General features: G+C 70.5%; 19 protein-coding genes. 10 read left to right on the top strand and 9 right to left on the bottom strand.

Annotated elements, in window-relative coordinates:
• The first annotated feature begins 121 nt into the window (after positions 1–121).
• Positions 122–922: an IclR family transcriptional regulator gene (locus OG587_RS33790; protein ID WP_329082542.1), complete on the top strand. Its 801-nt coding sequence runs from the start codon at positions 122–124 to the stop codon at positions 920–922.
• A gap of 808 nt (positions 923–1,730) precedes the next feature.
• Positions 1,731–2,588 carry a hypothetical protein gene (locus OG587_RS33795; RefSeq protein WP_329082544.1) on the top strand — a complete coding sequence of 286 codons (858 nt, stop codon included), beginning with the start codon at positions 1,731–1,733 and terminating at the stop codon, positions 2,586–2,588.
• Positions 2,589–2,831: 243 nt separating this feature from the next.
• Here the strand turns inward: OG587_RS33795 and OG587_RS33800 are convergent, their stop codons facing one another.
• Positions 2,832–3,845 carry a hypothetical protein gene (locus tag OG587_RS33800; protein ID WP_329082546.1) on the bottom strand — a complete coding sequence of 338 codons (1,014 nt, stop codon included), beginning with the start codon at positions 3,843–3,845 and terminating at the stop codon, positions 2,832–2,834.
• An 86-nt stretch (positions 3,846–3,931) separates the two neighbouring features.
• On the opposite strand from OG587_RS33800, the gene OG587_RS33805 reads away from it, so the two are divergent.
• Complete coding sequence (locus OG587_RS33805) at positions 3,932–4,546, top strand: TetR/AcrR family transcriptional regulator (RefSeq protein ID WP_329082548.1); 615 nt, start codon at positions 3,932–3,934, stop codon at positions 4,544–4,546.
• Here the strand turns inward: OG587_RS33805 and OG587_RS33810 are convergent.
• Entirely contained in the window at positions 4,535–4,678 is a 144-nt protein-coding gene (locus OG587_RS33810) for a hypothetical protein (protein WP_329082550.1), read from the bottom strand. The genes OG587_RS33805 and OG587_RS33810 overlap by 12 nt on opposite strands.
• 108 nt (positions 4,679–4,786) lie before the next feature.
• On the opposite strand from OG587_RS33810, the gene OG587_RS33815 reads away from it, so the two are divergent.
• Entirely contained in the window at positions 4,787–5,590 is an 804-nt protein-coding gene (locus OG587_RS33815; protein ID WP_329082554.1) for a helix-turn-helix domain-containing protein, read from the top strand.
• On the top strand, positions 5,581–5,796 hold the full coding sequence (locus tag OG587_RS33820) for a DUF397 domain-containing protein (RefSeq protein WP_329082555.1): 216 nt from the start codon (positions 5,581–5,583) through the stop codon (positions 5,794–5,796). The genes OG587_RS33815 and OG587_RS33820 overlap by 10 nt, the downstream gene beginning before the upstream one ends.
• A gap of 9 nt (positions 5,797–5,805) precedes the next feature.
• Here OG587_RS33820 and OG587_RS33825 read toward each other — a convergent pair whose 3' ends face one another.
• Both OG587_RS33825 and OG587_RS33830 read right to left on the bottom strand, forming a co-directional pair.
• Positions 5,806–8,112: an FdhF/YdeP family oxidoreductase gene (locus tag OG587_RS33825; RefSeq protein ID WP_329082556.1), complete on the bottom strand. Its 2,307-nt coding sequence runs from the start codon at positions 8,110–8,112 to the stop codon at positions 5,806–5,808.
• A gap of 994 nt (positions 8,113–9,106) precedes the next feature.
• Positions 9,107–10,183, bottom strand: coding sequence for an ISAs1 family transposase (locus OG587_RS33830; protein WP_329082558.1), 1,077 nt, complete (start codon positions 10,181–10,183; stop codon positions 9,107–9,109).
• Between the two features lie 629 nt (positions 10,184–10,812).
• Here OG587_RS33830 and OG587_RS33835 point away from each other — a divergent pair.
• Positions 10,813–11,181 carry a hypothetical protein gene (locus tag OG587_RS33835; RefSeq protein WP_329082560.1) on the top strand — a complete coding sequence of 123 codons (369 nt, stop codon included), beginning with the start codon at positions 10,813–10,815 and terminating at the stop codon, positions 11,179–11,181.
• Between the two features lie 210 nt (positions 11,182–11,391).
• On the opposite strand, the gene OG587_RS33840 is transcribed toward OG587_RS33835, so the two are convergent.
• The 3 genes from OG587_RS33840 to OG587_RS33850 form a co-directional block, all read right to left on the bottom strand.
• Positions 11,392–12,522: an aromatic ring-hydroxylating oxygenase subunit alpha gene (locus OG587_RS33840; RefSeq protein ID WP_329082561.1), complete on the bottom strand. Its 1,131-nt coding sequence runs from the start codon at positions 12,520–12,522 to the stop codon at positions 11,392–11,394.
• A gap of 23 nt (positions 12,523–12,545) precedes the next feature.
• Entirely contained in the window at positions 12,546–12,893 is a 348-nt protein-coding gene (locus OG587_RS33845; protein ID WP_329082563.1) for a bifunctional 3-phenylpropionate/cinnamic acid dioxygenase ferredoxin subunit, read from the bottom strand.
• Between the two features lie 218 nt (positions 12,894–13,111).
• Entirely contained in the window at positions 13,112–13,855 is a 744-nt protein-coding gene (locus tag OG587_RS33850; RefSeq protein WP_329082564.1) for a sulfite exporter TauE/SafE family protein, read from the bottom strand.
• A 287-nt stretch (positions 13,856–14,142) separates the two neighbouring features.
• Here OG587_RS33850 and OG587_RS33855 point away from each other — a divergent pair, with 287 nt between their 5' ends.
• From OG587_RS33855 to OG587_RS33865, 3 genes are all read left to right on the top strand, one after another.
• On the top strand, positions 14,143–14,892 hold the full coding sequence (locus OG587_RS33855) for a carotenoid biosynthesis protein (RefSeq protein WP_329082566.1): 750 nt from the start codon (positions 14,143–14,145) through the stop codon (positions 14,890–14,892).
• Positions 14,893–14,962: 70 nt separating this feature from the next.
• Positions 14,963–16,432, top strand: coding sequence for a phytoene desaturase family protein (locus tag OG587_RS33860; protein WP_329082568.1), 1,470 nt, complete (start codon positions 14,963–14,965; stop codon positions 16,430–16,432).
• Positions 16,429–17,598 carry a glycosyltransferase family 2 protein gene (locus tag OG587_RS33865; protein WP_329082570.1) on the top strand — a complete coding sequence of 390 codons (1,170 nt, stop codon included), beginning with the start codon at positions 16,429–16,431 and terminating at the stop codon, positions 17,596–17,598. The genes OG587_RS33860 and OG587_RS33865 overlap by 4 nt, the downstream gene beginning before the upstream one ends.
• Here OG587_RS33865 and OG587_RS33870 read toward each other — a convergent pair.
• Entirely contained in the window at positions 17,549–18,145 is a 597-nt protein-coding gene (locus OG587_RS33870; protein ID WP_329082571.1) for a glycerol-3-phosphate acyltransferase, read from the bottom strand. The two genes, OG587_RS33865 and OG587_RS33870, sit on opposite strands and share 50 nt — an antisense overlap.
• A 40-nt stretch (positions 18,146–18,185) precedes the next feature.
• Here OG587_RS33870 and OG587_RS33875 point away from each other — a divergent pair, with 40 nt between their 5' ends.
• Positions 18,186–18,830: a spheroidene monooxygenase gene (locus tag OG587_RS33875; protein WP_329082573.1), complete on the top strand. Its 645-nt coding sequence runs from the start codon at positions 18,186–18,188 to the stop codon at positions 18,828–18,830.
• A 233-nt stretch (positions 18,831–19,063) separates the two neighbouring features.
• Here OG587_RS33875 and plsX read toward each other — a convergent pair whose 3' ends face one another.
• The gene (gene plsX, locus OG587_RS33880; protein WP_329082575.1) at positions 19,064–20,035 is read right to left on the bottom strand and encodes a phosphate acyltransferase PlsX; all 972 of its coding nucleotides are present in this window, start codon (positions 20,033–20,035) and stop codon (positions 19,064–19,066) included.
• Positions 20,036–20,141 lie beyond the last annotated feature (106 nt).

Consider the following 20,141-nt stretch of genomic DNA (forward strand, 5'->3'; position numbering starts at 1 on the left):
GCCTCGTTCAAGCAGGAGGTAATGACCGAAATTGTAGCGAATAGCGCAATGCGCTGCACCATTCGCAACGATGATTGTTGCCTCGATGGCGTTCGTTGCTCTGAGCGCCTACAGTCCCGCTATGGGCAACGATCCCCTCGGCGGCCGTACCGCCGACAGCAGTGGCGGAGTCCAGTCCGTCGACCGGGCCATCACCATCCTGGAGATCCTCTCCGAGCGCCGCGAGGCCGGGGTGAGCGAGATAGCCCAGGAGATATCGGTCCACAAGTCGACGGCGTTCCGGCTGCTGGGCGCGCTGGAGTCGCGCGGCCTGGTCGAGCAGGCCGAGGAACGGGGAAAGTACCGCCTCAGCTTCGGGATCATCCGCCTCGCGGGCGGGGTGGCCTCCCGGCTCGACCTCACCCAGCAGAGCCGCCCCGTCTGCCGCCGCCTCGCCGAGGAGATCGGCGAGACGGTCAACGTCGCCGTCCTGCGCTCCCACTACGCGGTCAATCTGGACCAGGTACGCGGCCCGGCGGCGGTCACCACCCACAACTGGGTCGGGGAGCTCACCCCGCTGCACGCCACCTCCAGCGGCAAGGTCCTGCTGGCCCACCTGGACGAGGTGCACCGGGCCCGGCTGGTCGCCGCGGGCGGGCTGGAGCCGTACACCCCGAACACGATCACCTCGGCCGACGCGCTGGACGAGCAGCTTCTCCAGGCCCGCGAGCGGGGCTACGCCGTCACCGTCGAGGAGTACGAGATCGGGCTGAACGCCGTCGCCGCCCCCATCCGCTCCCACGACGGTGAGATCGTCGCCGCGGTCAGCGCCTCCGGCCCGGCCTACCGCTTCAGCGAGGAGCGGCTGCACGAGCTGGCCCCGGTCATGATCGCCGGAGCCCTGGACATCAGCCACCGCCTGGGCCACACCGGACGGGCCTGACCTCCCGGCGGTCACACCGGACGAACCCGCGGCCCACCGAGGCCGGAGTCGCGTTCCCGTCGACTCGCGTTCCCGTCGACTCCGTACGCGTCGACGGGAGAGCCCGGCTCCTCCACGTTCTCCGGCTTCCCACCCCGAAGGCGACAGGACCGGGAAGACCCCTCCTTCCCAGGTCGAACGATTCGCCCCTCGGGAAGGGGCAATGGATATGAGGCCGGAATCGATACGCGGATCCCCTGCCATATCCGTCCCCACTGACGGGGAGGCTCCGGCGCGCCGTCCCGAAGTTCCAACCTGACGTAAATCTCGGTTCTGCTCGAGAAAGAACCGGCGACGTTCGGATTGTTCGAACCGGCCTCGGCCCGCGAACTTCCATCGGGAAGTATTTCATGCCGGAAAGGAGGGTCCATGGTCCCCCACGCCCCCTCGACTTCGGCTATTCGACGGCGGGGCGAGGTGGCACCGATGCTCTCCGGCCAGGGCTTCAGATCTTGGCCCACTGCCGCCTTACCGGGATCCCGCCCCCAGGTCAACCCATCCCATGTGTATCCGTCTCGATCCGCGCCATCAGGTCGGCAGAGCCTCAACAAAGCCACCGCGTTCCGATTAACGGCGAGCTAACAACGCTTTTATACCCGGTGTTAAATCCCTGGACCATCGGCCCGAATTCTGCATATAACAAAAAGTGGCAGTTATATTGAAAGTCCGGTCGCGGCGGCACACACTCGGCGTTGAGAAGGCCCACCCCCCAGCTTTTGGAGCCTCAATGGACCGATCCGTAACCGGAATTCGCGGGCGTAGAAAAACGATGCTCCGGCGCCTCACCTCCGCCGCCGTCGCGATCCTCGCCGTGGCATTCCTGTGCGTGCCGCCCGCCAGTGCCCTCGCGCTGCCGACGCCGAAGGATCTGACCGCCTACCTCGACCTCGAATGCTTCAAGACCAGCCCGTACCAGCCGCCCGCCGCCACGCTCACCCTGCGGCACCTCAACCCCGTGCTCAGCACCCTGCCGACCGAGACCGTCATCCTCGGCGAGCGTCAGCAGCTGTGCGTCCCGGTCGCCAAGAACAACCAGACACCGCCGTCGACCGTGCTCAACTTCATCAGGTTCATCGACCTGGCCTGCTACAAGATCTCCGGCACCACGGTGACCACAGGGCTTGTGCTCAGCCACCTCAACCCGCTGTTCCAGAGCCTGCCGCGCACGCAGATCTCCATGAACACCCCGCAGCAGCTGTGCGTGCCGGTCATCAAGAACAACGTGTTCCCACCCGACGAGGTGCTGTCGCTCGTCCGCCACATCGACCTCAAGTGCTACGGCATCACCCCCAACACCTCGCTGAACCAGCAGCTGTCCCTGCGCCAGCTCAACCCCGTCCTGACCCCGATCATCCCCACGCACGGCGCGCAGGTCCTCAACGCCCGCCAGCTGTGCGTCCCGGTGCAGAAGGCCGGCGACAACATCCCGGAAGAGGTGCTCAAAATCGTCCGGTGGATCGACCTGGAGAAGTTCGACATCGTCACCCCGGCCCTGCCCGCGGTCTCGCTGAGCCTGCGTCACATCAACCCCGTCCTCGCCGGTCTCCCGCCCGAGCCGGCCGTCCTCAGCGGCGCCAGCCAGCTGGCCCTGCCGGTCGCCAAGAACGGCAACTTCCCCCCGGGCTGATCCCCTGATACGGAACCCCTGATATGGAGCCCCTCCACCCGTTCCGGTGGAGGGGCTTCGCCATTGCCCGGCCGCGAACGGGACGCCTTCGTCAACGGCGTGAAGACCGGCGGGTCCGACACCGGCCGAGGGCACCTCGCGGGAAACCCGCCGTCGTTCCGTGGCCCGCCGGCAGGGGACGGGACTGGATCCGGCGGCCCGTGGCGCCCCGGCCCCCGACAGGTCGGGGCGCGCGGGGGCGGTTCAGCGATCGCCCGGGGCGTCGGCGAACGTGGCGCCGATCTCCACCATCCGCTCGACCGCGTAGGCGGGGTCGATCAACGCCTCGGGGGTGTGGATGCCCGGCGCCACGGCTTCGCCGCGCAGGCCGAGCAGTCGTTCGACACCGAGGGCGACGCCGAGCGCGGTCAGGGGATTCTGCCCCGCCGGGTGGAGGAGGTGGCGGATCCTCCTGAGCGGTGCGCCCGTGTGATCCTCTCCTTCGAGGTCGATCCCGACCTCGGTGGAGGCGGGCCCGCCGCGGCGCCTGCCCGCGGACTCACCGACCGCGAACGCGAAGCTGACGTTCGGCGCTCCCGTCGCGACGGCCAGGCTCGGAACGTCAAGGGTGGGGATGAGCCGGCCGGGCAGGACGGTGCCGTCGACGCTGGAGACCTCCACCTGCGTGCCGGGGTCGCCGACCCAGCTGAAGACGCCGTCGCGGCGGACAAGCCCCGCCGAGGTGGCGGCCATCAGGCGTTCCATGTCCGCTGTCGCCGCGGGCCCGCCGACGTCCGACTCGTCCAGTACGGCGCCGACCCGGATGGTGTCGATCCGGCCGAACTCCCTGGCGAGGTCCAGTGTCGCGAGGACGATGACACCGGCGTACCAGTGGCTGGCCAGCAGGATCGGCGCGGCGCCGGCCCGCTGGCCGCCCGCGACGACCTCGGGGGCGATATCCGTCAGACCGCTGGAGAGGCTGAGGTACGGCAGCCCGCGGTCCTGCGCGTAGCGCAGTCCGTGCAGGTGGCTGTCCCACAGTGCCGCCACGACCGCCGAGTGGTCATGGCCTGCCGGGAGGCCGAGATCGCCGCGCCGCAGATCGATGGTCACCGCCGTCGCGGCGCCGAGCTCGTCGGCGACACGCCGCGCGCGGTCGAGATCGCGGCCGGCGATCGTCAGCGGCAACGTCGGGTACCACCGGCGCAGGACGGCGGCGGCCTCCGCGCCCGCCTGGCCCGAACCGCCCATGATCAGTACCGATTTCGAGTGTTCCATCGTGTTTTCCTCTCACGTCCCCGTTAAGCTACATTTTGTAACCTACACTTTGTAGCCTAGGCTGGACGGTAACGCAAGGGAGGGCGATGACCACCGCGACGACCCGCCTGTCCAAGCAGGCGAGGCGGGAGCAACTGCTCGACACCGCCCTGACGATCGTGCGCGCCCAGGGCGCCGACGGCCTCACCCTGCTCACCCTCGCGGAGGCCGCCGGGGTGAGCAGGCCGATCGTCTACGACCACTTCGGCACCCGGCCCGGCCTGCTGCTCGCGCTCTACCAGCGACTCGACGAACGACACCGGACCGCGTCGGCACAGGCGTTGCGGGAGGCCGCACCCACCCCCGACGAGATAGCCCGCGTCCTGAGCACCGCGTACTTCGTGTGCGCCACCGACATGCCGGAGTGGAACGCCGTCTCAGCCGCGCTGAAGGGAAATCCGGAGATGGAGGCGATCGAGCACGAGATGATCGACGGCTACACGGACCTGATGGCCGCGGCGCTGCTGCCGCACTCCGGCCTCACACCGGAAGCCCTTCGACTGCGCTGCGTCGGCGCGCTGGGCGCGGCCGAGGCGATCGCCACGGAGCTGCACCGGGGACGGACCACCGTCGCCGACGCGGTCACCGCGCTCACCGACCTGATCGTCGGCAGCATCGACACCGGGACCGGCCGATCGGCGATCGACGGTTCACGGCTGTAATCCACACCTCAGGGCGGACGCGACATTTCTCGGTTCGCGCGGTATCCACTTCTTCCCCAGCAGGAAAAGCCCGAAATTCATCGTGTAGCGATATTCGGTCAGGGCCACGCTCGCCTTGAGTGCCTCTTCCATGTTTTCTCTCTTCGCCTCGGATTTCGTATGTTCAGCGTGCCAAGACGCGACTACTCTTGGTAGCCGAATGGTTACGAAAGATACGAGCTGGAGTTCGCGGGTCTTTTGTTGAACTCCGACAAGGAGGGCATCATCTCCAATCTCTATACACCCCAGGCGATCTGGGGCAGGGAGCTGCGCCACTACCGGAAGGCGGCGGGCCTCACCCAGGGCCAGCTTGCCGAGCGGATCCACTTCAGTGAGTCCCTGATCAGCGGGGTGGAGACGGGACAACTCCCGGCCAGCCCGGAGTTCGCCGAGACCTGCGACGCGGTCCTCGGCACCGACAGCGCGCTGTCTCGGCTGCTCGACTGGCGCAAGGGGCAGGTCTTCCCCGCCTGGTTCGGGAGGTGGAGGGATAAGGAACAGGAGGCGACCGCGCTACGCGCCTATGAACCGCTCGTCTTTCCCGGCCTGCTCCAGACCGAGGCGTACGCTCGGGTGCTGCTGCGCGGAAACGAGACGGCAGTGGAAGCTCGTCTGGACCGTCAAAGCATCCTCACCCGGAAGGACCCCCAGCCCCCGACACTCCGCTGCGTGGTGGACGAAGCGGTTCTTCACCGCCCGATCGGCGGCCCCAAAGTGATGAAAGAGCAACTGGAGCACCTCATCTCGGCGGTCAATCCACGACTGAGCTTTCAGGTGATCCCTCATGGAATGCACTCGGGTTTGATGGGCGGATTCGCAATCGCCACACTGGACGGAGGAGGCAACGTACTGTATGCGGAGACGGCCGTTCGCGGCATCACCACGAGCGATCCGGAAGACGTCACGGCGGCCGTGGAGCGTTTCGAGGCAATCCGGACCGAAGCGCTGCCGATAAGCATGTCCATCGATCTCATCCAGAAAGCGGTATCAGAAAAATGGACCTGAGCAACGCCACATGGGTCAAGTCAAGTTTCTCCGGAGACAACGGCGGAAACTGTGTCGAGGTCGCGAACCTCAGGGACACCGCCGACCACCCCGACCTGATCGCCGTACGCGACTCCAAGGACCCCGAAGGCCCCAAACTCCTCTTCACCCCCACCAAGTGGAACGCCTTCCTCAACGGCGTGAAGGCCGACGAGTTCGGCGGCTGAGGTCGCGCCTCAGGCACCGTCCGCGGCACGCTTGACGAGTCTGACCACGACGCTCTTGGAGGTGGGGGTGTTGGAGGTCTCCGCGACCGAGTCGAGTGGCACCAGCACGTTCGTCTCGGGGAAGTAGGCGGCGCAGCAGCCGCGGGCGGTCGGGTAGGCGATGGCGCGGAAGGACTCCGCCCGGCGCTCGCCGTCGGGCCACTCGCTGACCAGATCCACCATGTCGCCGTCGGCCAGACCTCGCTCGGCCAGGTCGTCGGCGTGCGCGAAGACCACCCGGCGGCCGTTGCGCACGCCCCGGTAGCGATCGTCCATGCCGTAGATCGTGGTGTTGTACTGGTCGTGGCTGCGGACCGTCTGCAGCAGCAGCCGCCCCGGCGGGACCCGCAGCACCTCCAGGTGGTTGACGGTGAAGTTGGCCCTTCCCGTCGCGGTCGGGAAGCGGCGCTCGTCGCGGGGCGCGTTGGGCAGCGCGAAGCCGTCCGGGAGACGGACCCGCACGTTGAAGTCCTCGAACCCGGGGATCACCCGGGAGATGCGGTGGCGGATCACGTCGTAGTCGGCCGAGAACTGCTCCCAGGGCACGTGCGGATCGGCGCCGAACAGCTCTGTCGCCAGGCGGCAGACGATGTCCACCTCGGAGAGCAGGTCGTCGGAGGCGGGGGGCAGGTTGCCCCGCGAGGCGTGGACCAGGCCCATGGAGTCCTCGACCGTGACGAAGCGGCCCGCGCGGCCACCGCGCGCGACGTCGCGTTCGGTGCGTCCCAGCGTGGGAAGGATGAGCGCCTCCCGGCCGCACACCGCGTGGGAGCGGTTGAGCTTGGTCGACACCTGCACCGTCAGCCTGGCCCGGCGCATCGCCTTCTCGGTCACCGCCGTGTCGGGGGTCGCGGCCACGAAGTTGCCGCCCATCGCGACGAAGACCTTCGCCCGCTCCGACCGCAGCGCACGGATCGCCTCCACGGTGTCGAAGCCGTGGTGGCGGGGCGGCTCGAAACCGAACTCGGCGCGCAGCGCGTCGAGGAACCAGGTCGGCGGTCTCTCGTAGATGCCCATGGTGCGGTCGCCCTGGACGTTGGAGTGGCCACGGACCGGGCACACCCCCGCCCCCGGGCGACCCACGTTGCCGCGCAGCAGCAGGAAGTTGACGACCTCCCTGATGGTGGCGACGGAGTTCTTGTGCTGGGTGAGCCCCATCGCCCAGCACACGATGACCGACTTCGCGCCCAGCACCTCCCGTACGGCGTCCTCGACGGCCGGGCGGTCCAGCCCGGTCGCCTCCTCGACCTCCGCCCAGTCCAGGGAGCGCAGGTCCTCGGCCCACTTGTCGAAACCGTGGGTGTGGGTCTCGACGAAGTCGCGGTCGATCACGGTGCCGGGGGCGGCGTCCTCGGCCTCGAGCAGGAGCAGCGACATGGCCTGGAAGAGCGCGAGGTCACCGTTGAGGCGGATCTGCAGGAACCGGTCGGCCAGCGTGGTGCCCTTCCCCACCAGCCCGGAGGCCCGCTGCGGGTTCTTGAAGCGGAGCAGCCCGGCCTCGGGCAGCGGGTTGACCGCGATGATCCTGGCGCCGCCGCGCTTGGCCCGCTCCAGCGCCGACAGCATGCGCGGGTGGTTGGTGCCGGGGTTCTGGCCGACCACGAAGATGAGGTCGGCCCGCTGCAGGTCCTCCAGCGAGACGGTGCCCTTGCCGATGCCGAGGGTCTCGTTGAGCGCCGAGCCGCTGGACTCGTGGCACATGTTGGAGCAGTCGGGCAGGTTGTTGGTGCCGAACCTGCGCACCAGGAGCTGGTACGCGAACGCGGCCTCGTTGGAGGTGCGGCCGGAGGTGTAGAACAGCGCCTCGTCGGGGCTGTCGAGGGCGCGCAGCTCACGGGCGATGATGGCGAACGCGTCGTCCCAGGTCACCGGCACGTAGTGGTCGGACCCCTCTGGCCGGTGCATCGGCTCGGTGAGGCGTCCCTGCTGACCGAGCCAGTAGTCGGTGTGCCGGGCCAGGTCGTCCACGGTGTGCCCGGCGAAGAAGTCGCGGGTGACCCTGCGGACGGTGGCCTCCTCTGCCACCGCCTTGGCGCCGTTCTCACAGAACTCGGCCGGGCTGCGGTGCCCGCCCTCGGGCCAGGCGCAACCGGGGCAGTCGAAGCCCTCCTTCTGGTTGACCACGGCCAGGGTGCGCAGGGTGCGGCCGACGCCCATCTGGGCGTTCGCGGCCAGCAGCGACCGGGTCACCCCCGGGATGCCGGCGGCCCACTCCTTGGGCGGGCCGACCTCGAGGCCGTCCTCGTTGACGTCGTCGCGCGGAGCCTTCCTGGCCATCTCGCGCCTCCTTCCGCTCACCCCGACCCTCTCAGAAGGCGGGCCGCGCACACTATAGGCCCTCCGTTCGAATCGCGGTGCCGGGCGGTGCCGGCCGGGCGGTGTCGGTCAGTGTTGGTCGGCGCCATCGGCCGCGAGGTGACTCCGGGTGATCGTGTTCCGGTGCCGGCAGCCCCGGGCCCGGGCCGACGCCCCGCCGTCGCGGGCCCGGCTGTATCCGGTCCCGAGGCTCCATGGTTCCCGGTTGAGGTGCCGGTCCCGGTGGCCGGGGTTGTGTCCACGGAGGTGGTGTACGAGTTTCCCCAGGTAGTGGGCGTGGCGCCGTGAAATGAGGCCGTACATCCTTGCCTACTCCTCGGTCGACCATTCCACGCCTCCATCAGGGGATACGGGCCGAAGTGGCGGCGCGGCAGTGGTTTTAAGGAATAACCCCACAGTTCCCTGAGCCCTCCGTCGTCGCCATAGCTCCAGGACCTGGGCGTTCTCCGTACAGAGCACGCCGCTCCTGCGGTTGAAGGGATCTCGGGATCGGTGAAGCTTCTTCCTCTTCGTTGAGGTTTTTGTAGTGGTGATGAAGCCGAGGAGTCGTATGCCGGCCCCAGTCGAGGATGACTCGGTCCGGTGCTGGGCGCCGCCCTGGAGAGGACGCCTGCTCACGCGGGGGTTGGCTCCGTACACCAGCTCAGGCGCCTCAACTGCTCGCTGGGCCGGAGGGCCTCGCGTCGCCGGGTCCTGGGCGCCGCCCGGTGCCGCTCCGGGAACGGCTGACCGTAGACGGCCTGGGGTTCCCGCGAACCCAAGGGTGCACAACCTCCCAGACCACCCCAACAGTCTGGACTCGACCCTTGGGTTCGCGGGAACTCTGGGGTTTCCTGGGGGCCAGCCCAAGTACGAGAGAAAGGGGCAGCGTCCCGTTCCGCCCTGACGAAATTGCTGGTCAGTGGGTCACGGCCCCGGCATGTTGAAGATGTACTCGCTCGTGGGTGATTTGAGTTCATAGGTCGAACAGGGTGAGCAGGCGGCGAGCGTCGTTTCGGTAGTGTCGCCGGGCGTAGGCCATATTGACGTGTCCGACGTGGCGGAATGCGCCGGTGGCGAGATTTCTGCAGGTCGCCATCACCTGGGGTGGCGCACCGGTGCGGATCCGGCCGGCATCTTCGCCGAAAGTGACGTCTCGCACGTAATGCGCACGGGTTTCCACTCCCCAGTGCCCGCGGACGTAGGTGCCCAGATGGGCGGGTCCGGCCAGGTGGACGGGCAGGTTCGTGATGGCGTAGACCACCTCTTTGCTACTGCCCGAGCCGTGCAGATCGGCGACGTGCCGCACGATCCGCATGACCTGGACCACGCAGGGGAAGTCGATGCCGTCTGCGGGGGCGGTACGAATGGTGCGGCGTTCGCTGCGGCCGTGACCCCGGTCGATCTCGGTGTGCCCGGTACCGGCCCGTTCATGCTCGGCGTCGGTCCCATCAGCCAGTGCGGCCATCGTCGTGACCAGGAGCGCGGGCTGATTGTGCTTCAAAATCAGGACATAGTACGCGTCAAGGTCCTCGGCTAGGTGTCGGGCGGTCTCGCGGACGGTATGCAGCGCGTCGGCGGTCAGGACCGTGCCTGCCGGCTCCACTTCGGCTATCAGTGGTTTGAGTTCGGGCACCTCGCTGGTCTTGGTGTCGATGGCCCGCTGGGCGAGCGTCGTGTGGCGGGTGTGACAGAACAGCGACAGCAGTTGGGGACGGCGGCCGTCAGGGCGGAAGGTCCGCTCGCTGGGCGGCACATGCAGTCCGGTGAACGGATCGCGCCACACCTTCAGTTCGGCCAGTACTTCCTGCGGGCAGGAGTCGAAGGCCCAGTGCCAGACCGCGATGATCGAGTCTCCGCCGACCACGGCCACCCCGCACGCGGCCAGTGCCAGGATCGAGGCCAGCGGATGCCGGACGTTTCGGGTGGAGCGGTGGTCGGAAATCCGGCGGAAGCGGGCCAGCAACCCTTCGCGGGTCACCCGATCGGGCACCGATCCCGTTGTGTTGCCGCTCTCGATCGGGCTGATCAGCGATGATAGGGCCACGGGCACGGCTTCCTCCCGGATCGGTTGGTGTGAGAACCTCGATCTTCGGGAGCCGTGCTGCCCGTTTCCATGTCCAAAATGGATCAGTTATTACCAGCGTCGGAGGCACAGCCGTTCGCACGCAAGGAATCAAACCCGGTCAAAACTTCGAGATGCCGGGGCCATGGGCGCGACGGGGCTTGGCACACGATCTCGCAGAGATGTTCCTCAACTCCCTGCTCCGAAAAAGACAGCAGCGACGGATGGGTTCCGAGCTCGCACCGGGACCGACTCGGACCGTCGGGGATGCCTCGCGTCGTCGTTGCGCACCCGGATGACGTCGTCGCTCGGCGGCACGCCGACTCCTTCGTCGTCGGTGTGGTGTCGAGCGCCGTCGACCGTCACGGCGAGCACCGAAGTGGCGATCGCGAACGGTTCCAACGTCATGGCGAGCACCGAAATGGCGGCCGCTGAGACGGTTTCCAAAACCGGCCCTGTGCCCCTGTACGTCGGGCTGTAGCCCTCCCCGAAGGCCGACAGGCGGGTGATCAGCGCAGGCTGAAGCCCCAGGTGCGGGGCACCCTGGAACCTTACAGGTTTCGAGATCTTCCCCTCTGATCTTGAATGAAGCAATGCGACAGAGACTCAGCAAGCTAATGACTTTTGGGAAGACGCCCCGCGTCCTCGCGGCCGGTCTCGCGGCAGGTCTCGCGGCCAGCGCGCTGTGGACGGGTACCGCCCAGGCGGCCACCACGGTGAACTGCGTGGTAAACGCCGGAAATTCCGGGTGCATCACCGCCACCATTCCCGCGAGCAGCGCCCACAAGATCAACTTCTATGCGGAAGGCGGCTTCTTCTGCGCTCAGGCTGACATCCAGATCATCGACGCCGCCAACAAGGCGGTCGTCTACCACCGCCACATCGGCGCGGGGACGGTGAGCGGCACCGTAGGGGGCCTCTACGGGTCTTACTACCTCCGTGTCTACTGGAGCTGCGGCGGCGCCAGCGGGAAGATTTCCAACTGACCACTCAAGCACACCTGACCGATGCAGATCTTCTGGGCGGACCGCCGGCCCCGCCTTCTGGATCTGCTCCCGGGTAGCCCTCCCTGCCGACATGGTCCGGCGGGAAAACGCCGGACCATGTCGGCACCGTCGCGGGAGGGCTGCCAAGGGGCGCGAGGTGCAGGCGGCCGGGGACCATGGACTGAGGGCCTGCGGGCGTTCCTGTCGGCGTCAGGCGGGACCGGCCTCCAGTCTGCCGAGCACCCAGTCGTGGAAGGCCCCGATGTGGTGCTCGCTGGGCACCAGCACCCCACCCTGGGCGTACGCGCGGGAGTTCATCGCGGGCTGGCAGCGTTCGCAGGCCTCGAAGTCCTGCACATTGACACGGTGGAAGAGCTCGACGGACGGGCCGAGGTCCCTGCCCGAGTCCACGACGTCGCCGAGGAAGAGCCAGTCGCACTCCACGATCGTCCGGTCGGCCGCCAGCGGGAACATCCGGTGCAGGATCACGTGGTCGGGCACGAGGTTGACGAAGACCTGCGGCTTGATGGTGATCGCGTAGTAGCGGCGGTCCTGGTCCTCGCCCACCCCTGGGATGCGGTCCACTCCCTCGGAGCCGTCGACGGTGAACCCCTGGATCTCCTCGCCGAACTCCGCGCCGTGCCCGACGAAGGACTGCGCCGCGTACCCGTCGGCGAACTCCGGCAGCACCTCGGTGAGCTCGGGGTGGATGGTGGCGCAGTGGTAGCACTCCATGAAGTTCTCGACGATGAGCTTCCAGTTCGCCTTCACGTCGTAGACGATCCTGCGGCCCACCCGGAGATTGGCGATGTCGTAGTTCTCGATGGACCTCTCGTCGCCCAGCCTGTGCGTCGCCTCGGCGATCACGTCCGCCTCGAACGAGGGCGGCTCGTCGGACAGGCACACCCATACGTACCCGAGCCACTCGCGCACGTGCACATTGATCAGCCCGTACTCCACCCGGTCGATGTCGGGCATCCTGGTGAGGTTCGGGGCGGCGATCAGTTTGCCGTCGAGGTCGTAGGTCCACGCGTGGTACGGGCACTGGAAGGACCGCTTGACCTCGCCGGACTCCTCGGTGCGTATCCGGGCGCCCCGGTGGCGGCACACGTTGAGGAAGGCGCGGATCGAGTCGTCCCTGGCCCGGGTGACGAGGACGCTCTCGCGGCCCACCTGTACGGTCCTGAAGGCCCCGGGCTTGCCGAGGTCGGACGCGCGGGCGACGCAGAACCACATCGTCTCGAAGACGCGGGCCTGCTCCAAGGCGAAGATGTTCTCGTCGGTGTAGTAGCCGCCGGGCAGGGTGGCGATCACGCTGGGGGGCAGGCTTCTCGCGGTCACGATCTGCTCCTCTTCACGCGGTTCTACGCGGTGCTCGCGCGGACGCCGGGCGGCAGGTTCGGGGGCTCCTCGGAGGGGATGACGTAGACGGTGCCGTCCTCGACCACCACCCGGTGGGTGCGCAGCGGCAGTTTGGCGGGAGGAGAGCTCGGCCGTCCCGTCCGCAGGTCGAAACTCGACGAGTGCAGCGGGCACTCGATCTCACAGCCCTCCAGCCACCCGTCCGAGAGGGAGGCGTCCTGGTGGGTGCAGGTGTCGTCCACGGCGTAGATCTCGCCGTCCTCGGTGTGGAAGACGGCGATGGGCGGGTCGGCGTCGAGCCGGTGGGCCTCGCCCGGCGGAAGGGCCGCGAGGGGACAGGCAGGGATCATCGCAACAAACCCCAGTTTCGGAGGGCGGAACAGGCAGCGCTATACGCAACAGCGTGACCCCAGGAAATCCCGATGTCAAGGGTCGGTATCGGGGTCTCTCCCATGGTCACGCAGAGTTCCCGCCGCCGAATGCCGCCGACGTTCCCGGCGAGCGATCGGCGCGTCTCCGAGGCCCGGCCGCCGACGCGACCTCCACGGCATGAGTCCCCGCGGGCGGCTCACGCGTAGGCGTCGAGGCCCAGTTTCACCGCGACGAGCAGCCCGCAGGCGGCGGTGCCGAGCCGGAGCGCGCGGCCGGGCAGGCGGCGGGCGATCGGCGGCCCGAGCAGGCCGCCCAGGAAGAATCCCAGCGCGAGCGGCGCCACCGCCGACCACTGCACCGGGCCGAAGAGCGCGAAGGAGACCGAGGCCACCGCGTTCGCCAGCGAGGACACCACGGACTTGATCGCGTTGACCCTGACCGGCGTCTGGTCGAGCACGGCCGAGAGCACGGCGAACATCAGGATCCCGCCCGCGGCCCCGAAGTAGCCGAGGTAGACGGCGACGCCGAACAGCGCGGCGCGTGCCATCCAGCCGTCCTCGCCGCCGAACCCTCCCGCCGCCCTGGGCGGGCGGACCAGCAGCAGCGAGGCGACCACGATCAGCCAGGGCGCGATCACCTCGAACGTGTCGGAAGGGGTCATCAGCAGCAGCGCCGACCCCACCGCCCCGCCGATCAGGGTCATCGTGCCGAGCCGCAGCACCCTGCCGCCCTGCCCGGCGAGTTCGGGCCGCGACCCGAACGCCGCGCCCACCCCGTGGAACGTCAGCGCCACCGTGTTCGTGACGTTCGCGGTCAGCGGCGGCAGGCCGAACGCGAGCAGCGCGGGGTAGGAGACGATCGACGCCAGGCTCACCACCGTGCCGACCACCCCGGCCAGCGTCCCGGCCCCGAGCAGCCCCAGCACCTCAGCGACGTCCACGGGGGCACAGCCAATCACACGCCCCCGCGCCGCGAGACACCGCCCGCCCCTATGCCGACGCCATGGCGCAGGAGCACTTCAAGGACGGGCCCCTGTCGGGTGAGGGCGAACCCTCGTTCGCACCGGCTCCGGCCCGGACTCGCCGGAGATCGCGACGTCAAAGTGAATCTGACCGCGCCCGGCCGATCGAATGACCGTGCATGGGGCACAGCTATCAGGTGAGCAGCGGACGACCCGGGCGCGGCGCGGTGCGGGAACGGCCTTCGCCCGGGAGACCGCGAGCACGCGTGGCGAGCGTGCTCGGCGCGGCACTGCTGGCCGCGATGGTCGTCGCGCAGGTCGCCTCGGGACCGCAGCCCCGGCCGATCGTGCTGACCAGCGTGGTCGTCCTGCTGCTGGCGGCGAGCGCGCTGGCCTTCGCCTCCGCGACCCACTCCCCCGCCAGGGCCGTCGCGGCGTTCACGGCCGTGGTCGCGACCGGGTACGCCGCCGAGTGGGTCGGGATCAGGACGGGCGTGCCGTTCGGCGACTACCACTACACCGGCGTTCTCCAGCCCGCGCCCGGCGGGGTGCCGGTGATCGTGGCGCTGGCGTGGGGCGGCATGGGGCTGGCGGCCCACGCGGTGGCCGCCGCCGTCGCACCGGGGAGCCGGGCGGCGCGGATCGTCACGGGGGCGCTGGCCCTCACCGCCTGGGACCTGTTCCTGGACCCGCAGATGATCCGGCTGGGCCTGTGGGTCTGGCACGACCCCGGCCCCTACCGGGGCGTTCCCTTCAGCAACTTCGCGGGCTGGCTCGTCGTCTCCCTGCTGGTCATGGCCCTGCTGGAGCGCATGCCGGCCGAGCCCGCGGCGTGGAGCGCCGGGCTGGTGTCGATCTACACGGTGATGGCGGTGATGGAGACCATCGGCTTCGCGGCCGTCTTCGTCCCGCCGGACCCGCTGGTGGCCACGGCCGGTGGACTCTCGATGGGGCTGTTCACCCTGCTCGCCTGGAGACGCGGAAGACCGCCATCGCCCGAGGCAGAACGAGCGTGATGGTTACGACCGTCGCCCAAGACGGGACGAGCGTGACGAAGACGGCTTCACCCACCGGAGGGGGACGCGGATGCCTGAGGTAACGGTGATAGGCGGCGGCGTCGGGGGCATGGTCTCCGCCCTGCTGCTGGCTCGGCAGGGGCATCGGGTGCGCCTGTACGAGCGGCTCCCCCGGCTGGGCGGCAAGCTCGCCGAGCACACCAGGGACGGCTTCACCTTCTCCGTCGGCCCCTCCCTGCTCACCCTGCCCGGCGTCTTCACCGATCTCGGGCTGGAGCTCGACCTCGTGGAACTCGACGAGCTGTGCCACTACCGCTTCGCCGACGGCTCGACGCTGGCGGCGTACCGCGACCCGGCCCGGATGGCCGCCGAGGTCGACCGGCTCGCTCCCGGCGAGGGCCGCGCCTGGCTGGCCTTCCACGACTGGGCGCGGGGCTGCCTCGACGCGTCGCGCCGCACCTTCTTCACCGGGCCGCTCACCCGGCCGCCCACCGAAGCCCGCCTGTCGGACCTGCTGGCGGTGGCGCCGACCCGGACCCTCGACGGCCTGGCCCGCCGCTTCTTCACCGACCCGCGCCTTCGCCAGTACGTCGGCCGCTACGCGACCTACGCGGGCTCCAGCCCGTACCGCGCCCCGGCCGCGCTGGGGTGCGTCCCGGCGATCGAGCACGGCGAGGGCGGCTGGTACGTCCCGGGAGGGCTGCCCCGCATCGCCGACGCCCTGGCCCTGATGCTGGAGCGGGCCGGGGTGGAGGTCGTCCTGGGCGCGGAGGTGGCCCGGGTGCTCGCCGACGGCGAGCGGGTCAGAGGGGTGCGGCTCGCCTCCGGGGAGCGCGAGCGCGCCGACGTCGTGGTCGCCAACACCGACGCCGCGGCGTTGTACGGGCGGCTGCTGCCCGACCGGCGGCGGCTGCGGCGCATCGCCGGGCTCGGCACCTCCTCCTCGGCGTTCCTGCTGCTGGCCGGGGTGGAGGGCAGGACCGAGGGGCTGGCGCACCACTCGATCGTCTTCTCCGGCGACTACGAGCGGGAGTTCGGTGACATCTTCCGGCGGCGCAGGCCACCGGAGGACCCGACCGTCTACATCGGCTGCTCGGCCGTGGACGACCCGTCGCAGGCCCCGCCGGGCACCGAGAACTGGGTCATGCTGGTCAACGTCCCGGCCCGCGACCCCGGCCGGTGGCCGATGTCCCCCGAGGCGTACCGGGACCTGGTGCTCGACCGGCTGGCCTCCAGGGGGTACGACCTGTCGGGGCGGCTGCGCTTCGTGGACCTGTTCACCCCCGCCGACCTGCGCGACCGGTACGGCGCGTGGGGCGGCTCGATCTACGGCGGCGCCTATTCGGGCAGGCTCTCGCCCTTCCGTCGCCCCGGCAACCGGGGTCCCCGGCGCGGCCTGTACCTGGTGGGCGGTTCGGCGCATCCCGGCGGCGGGCTGCCGCTGGTCGCGATGGGCGCCCGCATCGTCGCCTCGCTCGTACGGGAGGACTTCCCCGCAGGTTCCCCGAGACGGCCCACCGTCGAGAGGGCGCGGCGATGAGACTCCTGACCGCGCTGCAGGCCGCCGCCGCGCTGGCCGTGGCGGTGCGGCTGGCCCGGGGGCGGAGCCGCCTGCCCGCGCTCGCCCCCGTCGGGACGGCGCCGCCGCGCGTCTCGGTGGTGATTCCCGCCCGCGACGAGGAGGCCCGCATCGGCCCGTGCCTGTCGGCGGTGCTCGCCGATCCGGACGTCGCGGAGGTCCTCGTCGTCGACGACGAGTCGCGCGACGGCACGGCGCGGCTGGCGTCCGGGCTCGGCGCGAAGGTCGTCACGGGGGCGCCGCTGCCCGAGGGCTGGGTGGGCAAGCAGTGGGCGCTGACGCAGGGGGTCGAGGCCGCGGGGGGTGACGTCGTGGTGACCCTGGACGCGGACGCCCGGCCCTCGCCGGGGCTGTTCGGCGCTCTCGCGGCGGCCCTGGGAGAGTACGACCTGGTGAGCGCGGGTCCCCGGTTCGTGTGCGAGGGGACGGCCGAGCAGGCGTTGCACGCCTCGTTTTTGGCGACGCTGGTCTACCGCTTCGGCCCGATCGGGCCGTCCGCTCCCCCGGCCCCGCACCGCACGATGGCCAACGGCCAGTGCACGGCCTTCCGCCGCACGGCGATGCTGGACGCCCGCGGGTTCGCGCGGGTACGCGGGCACATGGCCGACGACGTGGCGCTGGCCAGGACCCTGGCGGCGGACGGGTGGGCCGTGGGGTTCCTGGACGCCGGGGGCCTGCTGGAGGTCGACATGCACGATTCGGCCGCCGGGGTGTGGCGGGAGTGGGGGCGGTCGCTGTCGCTGCGCGACGTCACCGGGCCCGGCCGGCAGGCCGCCGACCTGGCCGTGATCTGGCTGGCCGCCGCGCTGCCCGTGCTGCGGCTGGCGGCCGGCCGTCCCACCCGGCTCGACCTGGGTCTGCTGGCCGTACGGCTGCTGCTGGCCGGTGCGCTGCGCGGCAGCTACACGCGGCCGGGTCCAGGCGTACTGCTCTCCCCGCTGCTGGACCCGCTGGCGGCCCTGCGGCTGACGCAGGCCACGCTGCGTCCGGTGCGCGACTGGCGGGGCCGCGCCTACCCGGCGGCCACGACGGCCTCCCGCCTCGGCTTCGGCGGGACGGACACGGGGCCGGGCCGGGTCACGACGGGCGGGCGCTCCGCGCCGCCTGACCGAAGCGCAGCCCGATGAGGCACATGAGCAGGCCGGTCCCGGCCACGTACGCGACCGGCGCGAAGAGCAGTTGGAAGAGCGGGATGCCGAAGACACCGACGCGCGCCCCGATCGCGAAGGACCGCGTCACCACGGCGACCGCGACCAGGGCGGCCACCCCGAGCAGGAAAGCCGGCGGGCAGATGACGGCGAAGCCACCCGCGAAGGTGAGGACCGACCGGCCGCCCCTGAACCCGGCGAAGACCGGCCAGGCGTGCCCGGCCATGGCGGCGGCCACCGCCAGATACACCGGCACCGCGCCGCCACCGCCCACCCCGCCGGGCCAGGTGAGGTGCGCGCCGCCGGCCCACAGGCCGAGCAGCCCCGCCAACGTGCCCTTGAGCATGTCACCCGCGAAGACCGGCGCGGCGGCCCGCCGGCCGAGCCGCTGCCTGACGTTCCAGAAGCCGGGGTTGCGGTCGCCGACCTCGCGGGGGTCGAACCCGTACGCGCGGGCGACCGGCACGGCGACCGGTACGGATCCGAGAAGGTAGCCGCCGATGACCGAGACGAGCAGAGGAACCATCGTTTCCTTCCATCTCACGAGATATGCGGATCTGGGGGCCATGCGGTACATGGCATTCGACCGGCCGGTGCTGGGGAGCACGCCGGGGCTGGTGTTCTGGCGGCTGCTCGGCTCCGGCCGCGGCGCGTCGACGAGCATGGGCGCGGACCTGCACCGCTGGGCCCTGCTCGCGGTGTGGCGCGACGAGCGGGCCCTGGACCGCTTCCTGGGCGACTCCCCGGTGGCGGAGCGCTGGCGGAGCGAGGCGCGGGAGTCCTGGCAGGTGCGGCTGGCTCCCGTCGCCTCGCGTGGCAGGTGGGACGGGGTGGACCCGTTCGGCCCCCTCCCCTCGGGCGCGCCCGGGATCGATCCCGGCGGCCCCGTCGCCGTGCTGACCCGCGCGTCGATCCGACCCTCCCGGCTGGTGGCGTTCTACCGCTCGGTCCCCGGGGTGGACCGCCTGCTGGCGGAGCAGGACGGCTGCCTGGCCTCGGTCGGCGTCGGCGAGTGGCCGCTGGCCCGGCAGGGCACGTTCTCGCTGTGGCGCGACGCCGCCGCGATGCGGACCTTCGCCCACCAGGGGTTGGCACACCGGCGGGTGATCGGCAGGACGCGCGCGGAGAACTGGTACTCCGAGGAGCTGTTCGCCCGGTTCTCCCCCTACGCCAGCGAGGGCACCTGGGACGGCGCCGATCCCCTGGCCTGACCCGCCCCGATCCGCCCGGCACCCCGGCCGAGATTCCGCTCCCGTCTGAGGGACGCGTTCCGCGACCAGGCTCAAGACCCCCGGCCCGCCCACGACCGCTCGACGGACGCGTTGGGCGGTGAGCTGCCAGCACCACGGGCGGGGACACCCCCCGACCACCCTCCCGGCGGACGCCTTCCCCGGTGAGGTACCGGCGCACGCGGGAACGCGAGCCCCCGGCCGCCCGCGCCCGCTCAACGGGCGGGTTCCGCGGTGAGATGGTCCCCGAAGCGGGTGACGACCCCGCCCTCGGCGAGGTCGTGCGCCACCGCGCAGGCGCGCGCGATCGTCGCCGCCCGCGAGGAGCCGTGCGCGACGACGACGGTGCCGCTCAGCCCGAGCAGCGCCGCCCCGCCGTGGGTCTCGGGGTCGTAGCGGCGGGCCACTTCCCGCAGTTCCTCGGCCCCGGCTATCCCCGAACGCGCCACCAGCGTCAGCGCGGCCCGTACGGAACCCTCGACGTTCTTGAGCACCACGTTGCCGGTGAAACCGTCGGTGACGATCACGTCGACGGTGCCCGCGAGCACGTCGTGACCCTCCACGTTGCCGTGGAAACGGAACGGCAGCCCGGGAAGCAGCTCTCCGGCCCTGCGGGTCAGCCGGTTGCCCTTGCCCGGTTCCGAGCCGATCGACAGCAGGCCCACCGACGGGTCTGCGACGCCGAGCACGAGCTGCGCGTAGGAGACGCCGAGCAGCGCGAACTGGGCGATCATCTCCGGTGTGGGGTCGGAGGTCGCCCCCGCGTCGATCAGCACGGTGGCGCCGCCGGTGACCGAGGGCAGCGCGATGGCCAGCGCGGGCCGCAGGACACCCGTGGCGCGGCCGATGCCGCGGATGGCGCACGAGACGACCGCGCCCGTGGATCCGGCCGACACGAAGGCCGACGCCGCTCCCCGCCGTACGAGGTCGCAGCCGACCGTCAGGCTGGTCGTGGTGGAGAAGACCGCTCCCGCGCCCCGCTCGGCCATCGGGACGACGTCCTCGGCGTGCACCACGCCGACCTCGGCGACGGCGCCGTGGCGATCGAGCTCGGCACGGATGTTCCCCGCCCTGCCCACCAGCACCACGGGGATCCCCAGCTCGCGCCGGGCCGCCACCGCCCCGGCGACCGTCTCGACCGGTCCGTGGTCTCCGCCCATCGCGTCGACGACCACAGGCTCCGACATCACACCCTCCCGACGGCGGCTACGACAGCGTTGAACGGTCTCTCACCGGACGCCCCCGCGCCCGGCGCTCCCGCACCGGACGACCTCACCCGTGGCGGCCTCACAC

Source organism: Streptosporangium sp. NBC_01469 (assembly GCF_036227305.1).
Lineage (GTDB): Bacteria > Actinomycetota > Actinomycetes > Streptosporangiales > Streptosporangiaceae > Streptosporangium.